Below are 13,417 nucleotides of genomic sequence, written 5' to 3' on the forward strand. Positions count from 1 at the left end.
GATCCTAGGCCGCGCCGGTGGCCGAGGATCGAGGGATCGAATTGAGTGCGAGGTAGACATCCAGTCTGTCCTCGGTCGAGTTCAGATCGCGGCCGAGCAACTCCTCGACTCGCTTGATTCGATACCTGACGGTGTTGAGGTGGACATGCAACGACTCGGCCGTACGGTTCCATGATCCACCTGTGGCCAGAAACTCACGAAGAGTGTCGGTCAGGCCGGAGTCGGTGCGCCGATCATACTCGAGCAGCGGCGCGAGAACGTGCTCGACGAACGAGCGACGCACATCGTCCGGTAGTGCCGACAGCATCGACACCGCCGAGGTCAACTGCGATCCCGCGGTGACGGTGACCGAACCACTGCCCTGCCTGCTCATCTCCAGTGCGTACCGCGCCGATCGCAGCGCACCGTCGACGGTGTTGCCGGTCGCCTCCGAGCTGACGCCTACCAGCAGACGACTGTGTCCGATGCCGGAACCCAACCGAGACAGTCGGGTTCGTAGGGTCTCGACGATGTTCGGATCGTCGGTGTTCACGATCGCGACGATGTCGCCGTGGCTGCTGCTTCCGACACAGCCGCCGCCGAACGAGGTCAACGTGTCACTGAGAACAGTACGTAGCATCTCGCGTAGGTCGATGCGTCCGGTGTGCACGACCCTGACGACGACCAGCGAACGGTCGGGGTCGACGCCCGCCTGACGCAGTCGAGTCGACGCTTCGGGGCTGGTGCTGTCGGCCTCGATCAGGGCTACTGCCTGGTCGGCGATCTCGCGTCGGACCAGCCGCCCCTCCTCACGTCGAGCGCGGTCGAGGGCGGCGATGGCGGCCAGCTGTCCGAACGCATCGGAGATGGGCGGGGGGAACGTATCCAGATCTCCTGCGACCGCCAGAAACCATCGGGTCGTTCGCTGTGCGAGCGACGGCCCGATACCGAAGATGCTGTACACCGCATTACCGCTGAGAGTGGTTGTCGTAGGCAGCCTTTCACAGGACAACGCCGCATGGGTCAGGGTGTCGACGTCGGCATCGGAGAACGCCGACACCTCGGCTACCAAACGACGTCCCGTCGCGGTGAAGATCAGGCACGTCCTGCCGGTTTCTCTGGAGACGTGCAATGCCAGCTCGTCGAGGGCGCGACCATCCGCGATCGCGGTGAGCAGTTGGCGTTGCCGGACGAGCGAGTTGTTGAGCGAGGCGATTCGGTCACCGGTGACGCGGCCGACGAGAAACTCGGTCACATCGCCGAACGAGACGGTTTCGGGTACTGCGAGCAGAGGTAGCCCGTGCCGCTCGCATGCATCGGTCAAGTCCGAAGGTATGTGGCCGAGCAGGCCTTCCCCGGCAGCCAGTGCCGACGCCCCGGATGCGGCGACGGCCCGGACGAACATCTCACTGTCTGCTGGCGTGCGATGCCACACCAGACCGGTGATGACCAGTTCTCCTCCTGCGATGTAGCGCGACGGGTCGAGCAGATCGGTCGTGTACGTCCACCTCAGCGTGCGGCTCAGAGCGTCGGCATCGGAGGTCAGCAAACGAATGCCGAGATGTGTGGCGTCGAGCAAGTCCTTGACCTGCATTGCGATCCTCCCTCGGCTCGCCATGGCTGAGCGTGTAGATCTCGACAGTATGGGCGGGTTGTTTCGGTCGAGTTTCGGGCGTATCGCGAGACCACCGAGGATCGGTAACAGAAATTCACTACAGTTCGAGGTGGCACACCGGGCGGTGGACCTGCAGGCGAAGATGAGGTGAACCAAGGCCATGGATCTCGGCACTGTCGACGACATTCTGCTTCCGAGCACTCGCACAGATCTGCCGCCCGGCAGAGCAGACACCGCGGTCCTTGCGGGCGGCACCTGGTTGTTCTCGGAGAAGCAGGATCATCTACGTACCCTCGTCGACGTCACGGCATTGGGCTGGGAGCCGTTGTCGGTGACGGAGGCAGGGCTCGAGATCGCAGCCACCTGCACGATCGAGACGCTCGCACGGTTCGACTCCCAGTGGCCGGCAACCGAGCTGTTCCCTCGCTGCGCCGCAGCGTTGTTGGCCTCGTTCAAGATCTGGAAGACCGCCACCGTAGGGGGCAATATCGCGCTCAGCCTGCCTGCCGGTGCGATGATCTCGTTGACCGCGGCGCTCGACGGCGTCGGGCAGGTGTGGTCGGCTTCGGGCCCCGATCACGACTACCGTCTCGCGATCGACGAGCTGATCACCGGCCCGCATGCCAACGCGCTCGCACCTGGAGATGTGCTGCGCAGCATCATGATTCCGCGGCACGCGCTCGAAGCGAGAACTGCGATGCGCAAGTTGGCGCTCTCGCCCCTCGGCCGATCTGCGGCGGTGGTGATCGGCAGAGTCGATGCCGACGGCCAGTTCGTCCTGACGGTCAGTGCGTCGACCGTACGTCCATTCGTCCTGCGCTTTCCGGCCCTACCCACGGCCACCGAGCTGGGGGACGCGCTCGACGAGTCCATCGGCCCCCAACACTGGTACGACGACCCGCACGGGGCACCGGATTGGCGTCGACACATCAGCTGCGCTGCAGCGCAGCAGATTCGCGAGGAACTGTCATGATCGTCGACATCAACGGCGTACCGACCGACGTCACCGCCCGGCCGGGTCAGTGTCTGCGGACCATGCTGCGCGAGCACGCGCACTTCGAGGTCAAGAAAGGATGCGACGCAGGCGACTGCGGCGCGTGTTCGGTACTCGTCGACGGCGAGCCGGTGCATTCGTGCATCTTCCCTGCGTTCCGTGCAGCCGACCGATCCGTCACCACGGTTGCCGGGCTGGGCACGCCGGAGGATCTTCATCCGATGCAGAGCCGGTTCGTCGAGGCCGCCGGATTCCAATGTGGTTTCTGCACTGCAGGAATGGTGGTGACCGCCGCAACCTTGACCGAGGACGATCTGGACGAGCTCCCCGAGCGGCTGAAGGGAAACCTGTGCCGCTGTACCGGGTACCGTGCGATTGCCGACGCTGTCTGCGGGGTGCGCAATATCGACAAGACGCTCGACGGTCCGGCGTGTGGACGATCCGTCGCGGCACCGGCAAGTGCCCGGATCGTCACCGGAACCGAGCCTTACACCCTCGACCATTCACCGCCCGGACTTCTCCACGCCAGTGTGCTCGGGAGCCCGCACGCCCATGCGCGAATAGTGTCGATCGACACCACCGCCGCCGAGCAGGTACCGGGGGTGCACGTGATCCTCACCGCGAAAGACAGCCCGCCAACGGCATTTTCGACGGCCCGACACGATCGCCGTGTCGACGACCCCGACGACACGCACGTCCTGGACGCGGTCGTGCGCTTCATCGGACAGCGGGTGGCGATCGTCGTCGCAGAGTCGATCGCGGCCGCGCAGGAGGGCTGCCGAGCGCTGGTGGTCGAGTACGACGTGCTACCCGCCGTGTTCGATCCGGAATCCTCGCTCGCACCCGATGCGCCGAAGATCCACGGAGACAAGGACGTATCGGCTCGAATCGCGGACCCGTCCCGAAATCTGGTGGCCGAGCTGCATGGTGAAACCGGGGACGTCGACGCTGCCGTGGAGGGAGCAGCGGCGGTGGTGACCGGCCGGTGGACGACACAGCGCGTGCAGCACGTGCACCTCGAGACCCACGGCACCATCGGATGGTTGGACGAGACCGGCACGCTGAACCTGCGCACCAGCACCCAGGTTCCGTTTCTGGTGCGCGAGGAAATCTGCGAGATATTCGGCTTGCCGCGTGCGGGCGTACGGGTGTTTGCGGCGCGGGTCGGCGGCGGCTTCGGCGGCAAGCAGGAGTTGCTGACCGAGGACGTCGTCGCCCTGGCTGTCCTGCGCACCGGACGGCCAGTGCAGTTCGAGTTCACCCGGACCGACGAGTTCACCGTCGCACCGTGCCGGCACCCGTTCCGGGTCGACGTCACCGCAGCAGCCGGTGCCGACGGCACCTTGACCGCCCTGTCGATCGATGTGCTCACCGACGCAGGCGCGTACGGAAATCACAGTGCCGGGGTGATGTTCCACGGCTGCGGTGAATCCGTGGCCGTGTACCGCTGTGCCAACAAGCGGGTCGATGCGAAGACCGTCTACACCAACAATGTTCCCTCCGGTGCTTTCCGGGGGTACGGACTGGGACAGGTGGCGTTCGCAATCGAGTCCGCAATGGACGATCTTGCGCGCGAACTCGACCTCGATCCGTTCGAGTTTCGCCGACGCAACGTGATCGTCCCCGGCGACGACATCGTCGCCGCGCAGGTCGAGGAAGACGACCTACAGTTCGGGAGTTACGGGCTCGATCAGTGCATCGACCTTGCCGAGGCAGCCCTACGACGCGGCAACGGTGAGCATGCGCCGGAGGGCTGGAAGGTGGGCGAAGGCATGGCCGTGGCCATGATCGCCACCATTCCACCGCGCGGGCACCGCGCCGAGACATCGGTGGCTTTGCTGCCCGAGGGTCGCTACGAGATACGCGTCGGAACAGCAGAATTCGGGAACGGTACCACCACCGTGCACACTCAGATCGCGGCGAGTGAACTGTGCACCTCGGTCGAGCGCATTCTCGTCGATCAATCCGATACGAATGCGGTCACCTACGACACCGGTGCTTTCGGTTCCGCGGGCACCGTGGTGGCGGGCAAAGCGCTCTACGCTGCAGTGCGCGCACTGTCGGCACGAATCCTCGATCTCGCCGCGCGCTTCACCGGCCACCGACACTCGGACTGCACGCTCGGACCCGAGGGTGTTCGATGCGGCGATCGGTTCGTCACCCTCGACGAGATCCTGGCACGGGCGGGAGGCACTCTCGTCACCGAGGGCGACAGTGGTGGGTTGCCGCGTTCTCTGGCGTTCAACGTCCAGGCTTTCCGAGTGGCGGTGCACGAGGACACCGGCACCGTGAAAATTCTGCAGTCGGTGCAGAGTGCGGATGCGGGAACGGTGATGAATCCGCAGCAGTGCCGCGGGCAGGTCGAAGGTGGCGTCGCTCAGGCCATCGGCACGGCCCTGTACGAGGACATGCGTACCGACGGTGCGGGTCTGGTCACCACCGATTCCATCCGGAGCTACCACGTCCCGCAGTTCGCGGACATCCCTCGGACCGAAGTCGTGTTCGCGGACACCTACGATCGCCTGGGTCCGTTCGGCGCAAAGTCGATGAGCGAGTCCCCGTACAACCCCGTCGCGCCGGCGTTGGCGAACGCCATCCGCGACGCCGTGGGAGTCCGACTCACCCGGCTTCCGATGTCCTCGGATCGCGTGTGGCGGGCCGTCAGCGGTCGTAGAACGTCTGCAGAATGATCGTGCTGCGGGTCTGCACGTTGGCGGTCGCCCGGATCTCCTGCAGCAACCGCTCGAGCGCCCGCGGCGATTCGACTCGAACCAGCAGGACGTAGCTCTCCTCGCCGGCAACCGAATGGCAGGACTCGATGGCCGAGAGATGCTTCAGTCTGGCGGGGGCATCGTCCGGCTGGGCCGGATCGATCGGAGTGATGGCGACGAACGCCGACAACGGCCGGCCCAGGGCCTCGGGGTCCACCTGCGCGGTGTAACCACGGATGACGCGACGCGACTCGAGCCGCCGAACTCTGGATTGAACGGCCGAGACGGACAGGGACGCCTTCTCCGCCAGCGTTGCCAGCGTGGCGCGGCCGTCGGACACCAGTTCGTCGATGATCAGGCGATCCACACGATCGAGATTTTCACTCACCTGCGCAATCTAGCTCAGATCCGCCGCGAACCAGCGCACAGGACCGATCCTGCGGGTCGAATCGGTGCTTTCGCCTTTTTTTGTCCACCTGTCGTCACATGAACAGTGGCGGAAGGGCGAGAACCATCACTGCCGACCAACTGACATGGGTGAGGATCGGGGCGAGGATTCCGCCGGAGGCCCGTCGCTGCAGGCCCATCACATACCCCAGCAGCGCTGCGGCGAAGCCCAGCATCGGGTTGCCTGAGGCGAGGGTGGCGATGGCATAGATGACCGTCGAGATGACGACCGGATGCCTGATTCCGATTGCCGCATACAACGCCCCGCGAAAGAAGATCTCCTCGGCAACGCCGTTGAGCAGGGTGATGAACACGATGAGCACCAGCGAACCGGTCCTGGCGTGCGCGAGCACATTCTCGGTGAAGTCTGCCAGCGGCGGTATCTGTCGAACCACGAGGCCGCCGAGCATGAACACCCCACCGACGGCGAGACCGATGAGAATCGGGGTGACAATCGGTCGCCGGATCGACCCACCGACCACTATCCGCCCCAGGTGCAGCGGGCCGGACAGTAATCCGCCCACCGTCCAGACCGCCGCCAACAGCAGCGTCAGCGTGTAGAAGGACGGGTCCCCGGGCTCGACCTGGAGGGAGAAGTAGAGCACCGTGGCACCGATCACCAACGTGATCAACACGATGATTCGCCGCTTGCGGAACGCGGCGTCGGATTCTCTGTGGTCCCGCTCTACCGGGTCCACGAGAGCGGATTTCATCACGTTCAGCGCGGTCGTCGACCACGTTCCCATCAGGCCTCCTCGGTATCGGTCAGCCGACGCAGGGCGGAACTCACGCGTCGATTCACACCGGCCGCCACGTCGAGGTTGGTGCGTACTGCGGCCGCAACGGGCTTCGAGGCAAGTAACCGACGGCCACCGAGAGCTTCGATCAGACCCCAGGTGCCATCGGACGATGCCGCGACACCGCGTCGCCGGACTCCCAGTGCGTCGCCGCCGCTCCATGCTGCGTCGGTGTTCGCGAGCCGAAGCGGATCCTTGAGCGCACAGACACCGGGAGGCTCCCCGACCTGACCGAGGACACCGCGGGCCATGGCGTCTGCGATGGTGGTCAGACCGAGAGGCGGGTCGGGGACGAGTGCGCGTATGCGGCTCTCGGATGTGGTCATCGTGTTGTGCAAGGAACCCACCAGGTCCTCGGCGAGCCCGGCAGGCACCGGGATGATTCTGCCGATCACCTTGCCTGCGACCGAGGTCGGAACGAACGGCACCGGAACGCCGATGCGTTGGAGACCGGCAGCTTCGACGTAGGCGAACACCAGATCGCGGTAAGGCACCACGTCCGGCCCGCCGATGTCGTAGGAACCCGCGGGAACTGTCTCGGGATCGGCCGATGCGGCCAGGTAGTGCAGCACATCGTCGATGGCGATGGGCTGCACGGGTTCGTCGAGCCAGCTCGGGAGAGGGAGCACCGGCAGACGGTCGGCGAGGTAACGCAACATCTCGTACGAGGTGGACCCGGCACCCAGGACGATGGCCGCCCGCAGCCAGACCAACTCGACGCCGTCGACCGTCAACGCTTCCCCGACGTCTGCTCGACTCGCGAGATGCTCGGAGAGCCGATCGTCGTCGGGTACGAATCCGCCGAGATAGACGATTCGGCCTACTCCCGCGGTGGCCGCGGCGGCGGCGAACTGCTCGGCAGACCTACGGTCCTGGGCGCGGTAGTCGGATTCGCCGATGGCATGCACGAGGTAGTAGGCCACGTCGATGTGACCTGATTCCTCGAACGCCGCCGCGCAGGACTGTTCGTCGGTCACGTCGAGGGCGACCGCGGTCACCGAGTCGTAGTAGTCGAAAGCGCGTAGGTTCGCGGGCGTGCGCGACCCGACAACGACGTCGACATCCTCGGCGAGGAGGGCTGCCACCAGTCGTGACCCGACGTATCCGCTGGCACCGGTGACGAGGGCTCTCATAGGTCGAGGTTAACGGCACTCGGTGCGTTGCGTCGGTATGGCATTGTCGCTCCTATGGCTCTGGTGTTGGCAGGCGTGGTCCTCCCCGATCCCCTCGGTACCGAAACGGTGCTCCGACGCGGAGTCGCGGTGGCCAGGGTCGGCGCGAGTTGGTTGCTGACCACGACCGAGTTGGCGGTTACCCTGCCCGGCCGAATCGAAGCACTGTTGAGCAACATAGAGACATTGATGACACGAATCGACGCCGTGGTGGACTCCGCCGACGCGGTCGTGGCCAGGGTGGAGCGAACGACCGGTGCCGCGGACGCTGTGGTCACGACGGCATCGGCCGCCTCCGAGAGCGCATTGAGTGTGATCGAGTTGTTCGCTCCCATCGCCGAGAAATCTGCACCCATGGCGCGCAGATTCGTCGACAACCTGTCCGAGGACGAGGTCGACGCTGCGATCGCGATGGTCGATCAGCTACCCGGGCTCCTCGACCACATGGAGGCTCTGCTTCCCATCCTCACCACCCTCGACACGGTGTCGCCCGAGATCCACGAGCTGCTCGGAGTGACCAAGGACGTCCGACGAGCCGTCATCGGCATTCCCGGATTCAAGTTCTTCCGGAACCGCGGCGAGGACAAGCTTGCCGACGAGGAGCGAGAAGCAGAGCAGTAGGCCGCTACTTCACGAAGGCGAACTCGTCGCCGGCGTGGAACCGAGCGAGAGTCTCCGAGATCGACCGTCGTGATGGTGGGTGAAATGCGAAGGCATGCAACGCCGCTGCGATGTAGCCGATCTCCGGCGACTTGATGAACCCGATCCCACCGAGAGATTCGACCGCCGCCGAACTACCGCGCACCAACGCATCGCGAATCGCTACCCGATTGAACAGCAATCGGACCGAGATGTCTTGCCCGCGTTCACCTTCGTCGAAGGCCCTGGCAACATTCTCGATCGCCGCCATGGATGTCTCCAATTCGGCAGCCGCCCGCACGTACCCCTCGTAGTCCCCCTTGTCCTGCTCGATCATCCGCTCGAGCAGGGAGGTCGCTGCCCCGATGTAGTTGGCGGAGATCAACATTCCGAACCAGAGATAGCCCGTCATCTCGTGCACGCCGTCAGGATCGTCTTCTTTGTTGGGCAGGACGAGACTCACCGGAACCTCGACGTCCTCGAGCACTACTTCCTCGCTCTGTGCCCCGGCCAGTATGTCGGTGGTCCAGAACGGCTTCACGCTCATCCCGGGCAGGCTCGACGGAATCAGCGCCACCGCACGTTCGCCGGAATCGATCTCGACACTGCACGTCAACATGTCCATCGAGCGAGCCAGACTGCACGGCTTCTTGCTTCCGTTGACGATGTAGTTGTCACCCTTCTTCACCGCTGTCATCGTCGGAATGAACACGCTCCCACCGGTGACGCCCTCGGAGAATCCCGAGGCGACAATTGCCTTCTGATCGATCAGAGCCTTGATCAGCGCCCGGTCGTCGTCTGTGGCACCGCGCGCGAACTCCGTCAGCGAGGCAACCGACAGGTGGTGCATCGTGGTTCCCGCGCCGAGCGACGGCGAGCGAGACCCGATGGCCCGCTGCGCACGAACCGCGTCGATGGCCGGTGCGCCCAAGCCACCGAGCTCGGCGGGAACGACCAAGCCGGTTCCGCCGAACTCACGAAATTTGTCGATTGCATCGGAATCTCGAGCTTCCAATTGCGCGAGGGGCGTCTGGTCCAGATACGCCCACAAACCCGGAAGGTATTGCTCCAGAGTCTCTCTTTCGCGCACCATAAGGGCAGTCATAGCTAATCTCCTTGTGTCACTGATTGAGTGCGACAAATCAGTCATGTACTGGTGGTGTTCAGTCTGGCGTTGAAGCAGGTGAATTCGCGCTGACCGTCGACGATACCCCGCGACCAGCATGGATAAACGTAAAGTTTCTTTAAAGGTCGCTGAAACAAAGAGACTACTCACATACTTTTGCTGCTCTTTTCCAACGGCCTGTTCAGATCTTTACCACGCAAACCACCGACGAATATTCTTCGCCTCGATACCCATCGGTCGACGCCACCGCTACGAATTACCTCAGAATTCGCGAAAATTGCAATCTGACTCTGTAAGGAGTTCTGGTCGATTATGGCTGTCAACAGACTGATGAAGCGGCTCGGCGGGGACGAACGAGTCGACCTGCTTCGCGCGGTACGGGAAGCGGACGTGGTCCCGTACTTTCGGAAGATGGAATCCGCCGTCGGGCCGGTCGTCCGGGTCGAAGGCAAGGACAAGATCATGCTGGGCTCCAACAACTACCTCGGCATCGCCGACCACCCCAAGGTCGTAGAAGGTGCCCAGCACGCGTTGGACACGTTCGGTAGCGCAGTGACCGGAAGCCGGCTACTCAACGGCACCCTGGACCTGCACCTCGAGCTAGAGCACGAAATCGCGCAGTGGCACGGCACGGACGACGCCCTGGTGTTCACCACCGGCTATCAAACCAACCTGGGCACGATCAGCGCGATCGTCGGTCCTGGGGATACCGTGATCGTCGATTCGGCGGCGCACGCCTCGATTCGCGACGGCAGTACGCTGTCCGGCGCGACGGTCGTCAAGTTCAGGCACAACGACATGGCCGATCTCGAGGCCAAACTCCAGCAGCCCGTCATCGATGACGGAGCCGTCCTGGTGATCGTCGACGGCCTGTACTCGATGGAGGGCGATCTCGCACCGCTCGATGCGGTATCGGATCTGTGCCTGCGCTACCACGCAGCGCTGATGGTGGACGAAGCTCACAGCCTCGGTGTCTACGGACGCGAACTCACCGGAGCCGCTGAACTTTTCGGGATCGGAAAAGACGTCGACGTCACAATGGCGTCGTTGTCCAAGAGCCCGAGCTCCACCGGCGGCTTCGTCACCGGCTCCCGCGACCTCATCGACACGCTTCGCGTGAAGGCCCGCGCATTTCTGTTCACGACCTCCGGTGTTCCCGCAGCCGTCGGTGCATCTCTGGCCTCGGTCCGTCTGATCCGAAGTGACGAGGGCAAGGATCGCGCTCGACGGGTCCTCGACAATGCCGAAATCCTTCGCGGCGGACTGCAATCGGCCGGCCTCGATGTGGCCAGACGGTCCGATACGCCCACCGGCGATACTGCCTCACCGATCGTGTCACTGCACGTGGGCGACGATCTCGTCGCCATGGGCCTGTGGAAGACCTTGTACGACCGCGGAATATTCACCAGCGCGGCATTGCACCCAGCGGTGCCGAAATCCGGTGCTCTGCTTCGCTTGTGCGTGATGGCCACGCACACCGAGCAGCAACTGGCCACCGCGACCGAGCAGATAGTGGAAGCGGTCGCAGGATTACCGTCATGACCCAGCAGCCGCGTGGCCTACGCATCGCGGTCACCGGAGCCACCAGCGACTTCGCGGCCGCGATCCTTCCGACACTGTTCGACGATCCCGAGGTGGACTCGGTCGTCGGAATTGCTCGCCGGCCGGCCCGTCTCGTCCATCCCAAGCTCACCTCGGTGCGCTCGGATATTCGTTCTCCGGACCTCGAGGAAATATTCGCCGGATGCGACGCGGTGCTGCATCTGGCATTCGTGGTCGAGGAACTGCGAGACAAGGCCGAGACTCACGACATCAACCTGCGTGGATCGCGGAACGTGATCGACTCCGCGTATCGAGCGGGCGCGTCGCGGGTGGTGATCGCGTCGAGCATCAATGCATACGGGGCCGATATCGCTCCGGAGCCGCTCACCGAGAACACTTATCCTGCAGGCGATCCCAATCGCTATTACTTCTACGACAAGGCGGAGGTGGAGCACTACGCCGAGTGGTGGCTACGTAGACACCCCGGAGCGATGGCCATCTCGATGCTGCGGTGCACCTACATCGTCGGACCCGACTTCGCGAACGACGGAATCGACCAGTTCACCGGTCCGGTCGGAGCGTTTCCCGAAGCGGATCGCGCATCGTATCAATTCCTGTACCAGGACGACATGGCCGATGCGTTCCATCGTGCGGCCAAAACCGATCTCGTCGGTCCGTACAACCTCGGTCCGGTGGACTGGGTGGGAGTGCGCGAGCTTGCCGCGATGCAGGGCCAGCTGATGTTCGACGTACCCCAGAAAGCGGCCACCCGGGTGGCCGACATCGCCTTTCGGCTCGGCCTGACACCCTTCTCGGGCCAGTGGGTCACACCTGGTGAACCCATCGTCGATTCCTCGGCACTCGGCCGCGCCACCGGCTGGGCACCGACACTGACGGCGCACGAGAGCGCCGCGATGATGATCCTGTTGCAGGGCAAGTCACTGCTGCGACGCGGTGACGCTCTCACACGCGGTATCGCCTGCGAAGCGGCGCTTCGTCCGGCCTCCGAAGCCGTCGGATTGTCGCGCTCGGCGATCGCAGCCCTGTCGGTGGAGCATCGACAACTCGATACCAGTGACGGCAGCGTGCACGCGGAGATCCATCGAGCGCCCACCGAATCCACCCGGTCGGTGGTACTCCTCGCCGACGTGGGCACGCACGCGCGTTATCTGACCACGCTGGCTGCCGATATTGCCGCCGCAGGCGTGGACGTCGTGGTCCTCGACCTGCCCGGGCACGGACTCAGCACCGGTCCGCGAGGTCGGTCCTCGGCAGCGCAGACCACCGAGGCCATCGACGCGGCCCTACGATTCGCTCGAGTAGAACTCGAGACCGTCCCGGTGACCGTGCGCAGCGGTACCCGCCACGCGGTGGACACGCTGATCGGCGGGATTCTCAGGCGAGCGACCGGCTGGAAAACCATGGAAGAACCCGACCACAGCGACGGGCTGCTGCCGCCGAGGACCCGGGCCGAGGGAACCGCCGATATTCCCTACGCGTCGACCGCAGCCGAGGCTCTTGCCCTGTGCACGACACGGGCGGTCAGCGCCACCAGGTGAGGGCCTCGCGAATACGCGTCCGCCACGACGTTCCCGGCCGGCCCGGGGTCGCGGCGCGGGGCCCGGCCGACTGCGACAGCTGCGTGCGCTCGAGCCGATCGACCTCGGCCCGGTTCGTTCGCCACTTGTCGAGCCAGACCTCCACGTCCACCGGGCCGAGCGGCACGATCGGTGGTGTCGGAAACCGAATCCAGTCCACGATGCGAGCGTTCAGCTCGTTCAAGGTCTCTCGCGCGGACTCTTCACGTCGGATGTCGATCAACGTGGACGGCAGCCGCTCGATTTCCTTGCGCAGCTGCAGGGCAGTGGGCAGCAACGCGTCGGCAGGCAGATTCTCCCGCTTCAGATAGCCGCGAACCCACCACAATTCGTCCGCAGGATCGCCGATCGGTATCGGCTTGCCTGCGCCCGCGAGCCCCTCGAAGGCACCCTCGTCCTGCGCCTGGCGAATCTGCTTGTCGACCCAGGACTCGAACGTGACTCCCGGTTTCTTGCGCTCGGTCACCTCATCGACTGTAGATCCGGTACCACCACCGACGCCAGGTTCGACGTCGTCGACCGGGGCAGGCCTTCTCAGCCGTACTCGGCCACCAGTCGATCGAATTCCTCGCGATCGATCACCTGGGGTTCGTCGATGGCGAGCGCTTGCGCGTACTTGCTCGCCAGGTGATAGTCGCGGCCGATCGGCCCCTGCTCGGCGTCGTCCTCGTCGGACTGGACGCTGGCCCCGGGAGGTACCTCGTTCTGCAGGCCGGTGGACTTGCTGCCGAGCAGAGCGTCGAGTTTCGCGGATATCTTCTGCATGATCTCTTGGTCGTCGGTCATGGGCAGGGTGT

12 protein-coding genes are annotated in these 13,417 nt (G+C 64.5%); 5 read left to right on the forward strand and 7 right to left on the reverse strand.

What is annotated here, in order from left to right:
* Positions 1 to 4 precede the first annotated feature (4 nt).
* Complete coding sequence (locus ACOQFP_RS22995; protein WP_421585657.1) at positions 5 to 1,573, reverse strand: PucR family transcriptional regulator; 1,569 nt, start codon at positions 1,571 to 1,573, stop codon at positions 5 to 7.
* A 181-nt stretch (positions 1,574 to 1,754) separates the two neighbouring features.
* On the opposite strand from ACOQFP_RS22995, the gene ACOQFP_RS23000 reads away from it, so the two are divergent.
* Both ACOQFP_RS23000 and ACOQFP_RS23005 read left to right on the forward strand, forming a co-directional pair.
* Positions 1,755 to 2,567 (forward strand): FAD binding domain-containing protein, encoded by an 813-nt coding sequence (locus tag ACOQFP_RS23000; protein WP_206491644.1) that lies wholly within the window; start codon positions 1,755 to 1,757, stop codon positions 2,565 to 2,567.
* On the forward strand, positions 2,564 to 5,278 hold the full coding sequence (locus ACOQFP_RS23005; RefSeq protein WP_421585658.1) for a molybdopterin-dependent oxidoreductase: 2,715 nt from the start codon (positions 2,564 to 2,566) through the stop codon (positions 5,276 to 5,278). Before ACOQFP_RS23000 ends, ACOQFP_RS23005 begins: the two co-directional genes overlap by 4 nt.
* On the opposite strand, the gene ACOQFP_RS23010 is transcribed toward ACOQFP_RS23005, so the two are convergent.
* The 3 genes from ACOQFP_RS23010 to ACOQFP_RS23020 form a co-directional block, all read right to left on the reverse strand.
* Positions 5,250 to 5,687 (reverse strand): Lrp/AsnC family transcriptional regulator, encoded by a 438-nt coding sequence (locus tag ACOQFP_RS23010; protein ID WP_032376860.1) that lies wholly within the window; start codon positions 5,685 to 5,687, stop codon positions 5,250 to 5,252. The two genes, ACOQFP_RS23005 and ACOQFP_RS23010, sit on opposite strands and share 29 nt — an antisense overlap.
* Before the next feature lie 94 nt (positions 5,688 to 5,781).
* On the reverse strand, positions 5,782 to 6,492 hold the full coding sequence (locus ACOQFP_RS23015; protein ID WP_421585659.1) for a CPBP family intramembrane glutamic endopeptidase: 711 nt from the start codon (positions 6,490 to 6,492) through the stop codon (positions 5,782 to 5,784).
* Positions 6,492 to 7,676 (reverse strand): NAD(P)H-binding protein, encoded by a 1,185-nt coding sequence (locus ACOQFP_RS23020; protein WP_341243795.1) that lies wholly within the window; start codon positions 7,674 to 7,676, stop codon positions 6,492 to 6,494. Before ACOQFP_RS23020 ends, ACOQFP_RS23015 begins: the two co-directional genes overlap by 1 nt.
* A 54-nt stretch (positions 7,677 to 7,730) precedes the next feature.
* Between ACOQFP_RS23020 and ACOQFP_RS23025 the strand changes: the two genes are divergently transcribed.
* Complete coding sequence (locus ACOQFP_RS23025) at positions 7,731 to 8,336, forward strand: ribulose 1,5-bisphosphate carboxylase large subunit (protein ID WP_421585660.1); 606 nt, start codon at positions 7,731 to 7,733, stop codon at positions 8,334 to 8,336.
* A gap of 4 nt (positions 8,337 to 8,340) precedes the next feature.
* Here ACOQFP_RS23025 and ACOQFP_RS23030 read toward each other — a convergent pair whose 3' ends face one another.
* A complete protein-coding gene (locus ACOQFP_RS23030; RefSeq protein ID WP_206491655.1) occupies positions 8,341 to 9,459 on the reverse strand; it encodes an acyl-CoA dehydrogenase family protein in 1,119 nt (372 codons plus the stop codon).
* 333 nt (positions 9,460 to 9,792) lie between these two features.
* On the opposite strand from ACOQFP_RS23030, the gene ACOQFP_RS23035 reads away from it, so the two are divergent.
* Both ACOQFP_RS23035 and ACOQFP_RS23040 read left to right on the forward strand, forming a co-directional pair.
* Complete coding sequence (locus ACOQFP_RS23035) at positions 9,793 to 11,022, forward strand: aminotransferase class I/II-fold pyridoxal phosphate-dependent enzyme (RefSeq protein WP_421585661.1); 1,230 nt, start codon at positions 9,793 to 9,795, stop codon at positions 11,020 to 11,022.
* Positions 11,019 to 12,581, forward strand: a complete 1,563-nt coding sequence (locus ACOQFP_RS23040; protein WP_421585662.1) for an NAD-dependent epimerase/dehydratase family protein — start codon at positions 11,019 to 11,021, stop codon at positions 12,579 to 12,581. The genes ACOQFP_RS23035 and ACOQFP_RS23040 overlap by 4 nt, the downstream gene beginning before the upstream one ends.
* Here ACOQFP_RS23040 and ACOQFP_RS23045 read toward each other — a convergent pair.
* On the reverse strand, positions 12,565 to 13,086 hold the full coding sequence (locus ACOQFP_RS23045) for a DUF1992 domain-containing protein (RefSeq protein WP_421585663.1): 522 nt from the start codon (positions 13,084 to 13,086) through the stop codon (positions 12,565 to 12,567). The two genes, ACOQFP_RS23040 and ACOQFP_RS23045, sit on opposite strands and share 17 nt — an antisense overlap.
* 68 nt (positions 13,087 to 13,154) lie before the next feature.
* Positions 13,155 to 13,406 carry a modification methylase HgiDII gene (locus ACOQFP_RS23050; RefSeq protein ID WP_206491663.1) on the reverse strand — a complete coding sequence of 84 codons (252 nt, stop codon included), beginning with the start codon at positions 13,404 to 13,406 and terminating at the stop codon, positions 13,155 to 13,157.
* Positions 13,407 to 13,417: the final 11 nt, after the last annotated feature.

The sequence above is a fragment of the Rhodococcus sp. MALMAid1271 genome, from assembly GCF_049195265.1.
Lineage (GTDB): Bacteria > Actinomycetota > Actinomycetes > Mycobacteriales > Mycobacteriaceae > Rhodococcoides.

Excerpts from the sequence above, each read along its gene's own strand:
- ACOQFP_RS23035 (WP_421585661.1), top strand. The coding sequence starts at position 9,793 with ATGGCTGTCAACAGACTGATGAAGCGGCTCGGCGGGGACGAACGAGTC.
- ACOQFP_RS23025 (WP_421585660.1), top strand. The coding sequence starts at position 7,731 with ATGGCTCTGGTGTTGGCAGGCGTGGTCCTCCCCGATCCCCTCGGTACC.
- ACOQFP_RS23050 (WP_206491663.1), bottom strand. The coding sequence starts at position 13,406 with ATGACCGACGACCAAGAGATCATGCAGAAGATATCCGCGAAACTCGAC.
- ACOQFP_RS23015 (WP_421585659.1), bottom strand. The coding sequence starts at position 6,492 with ATGGGAACGTGGTCGACGACCGCGCTGAACGTGATGAAATCCGCTCTC.
- ACOQFP_RS23005 (WP_421585658.1), top strand. The coding sequence starts at position 2,564 with ATGATCGTCGACATCAACGGCGTACCGACCGACGTCACCGCCCGGCCG.
- ACOQFP_RS22995 (WP_421585657.1), bottom strand. The coding sequence starts at position 1,573 with ATGCAGGTCAAGGACTTGCTCGACGCCACACATCTCGGCATTCGTTTG.
- ACOQFP_RS23030 (WP_206491655.1), bottom strand. The coding sequence starts at position 9,459 with ATGACTGCCCTTATGGTGCGCGAAAGAGAGACTCTGGAGCAATACCTT.
- ACOQFP_RS23020 (WP_341243795.1), bottom strand. The coding sequence starts at position 7,676 with ATGAGAGCCCTCGTCACCGGTGCCAGCGGATACGTCGGGTCACGACTG.
- ACOQFP_RS23040 (WP_421585662.1), top strand. The coding sequence starts at position 11,019 with ATGACCCAGCAGCCGCGTGGCCTACGCATCGCGGTCACCGGAGCCACC.
- ACOQFP_RS23000 (WP_206491644.1), top strand. The coding sequence starts at position 1,755 with ATGGATCTCGGCACTGTCGACGACATTCTGCTTCCGAGCACTCGCACA.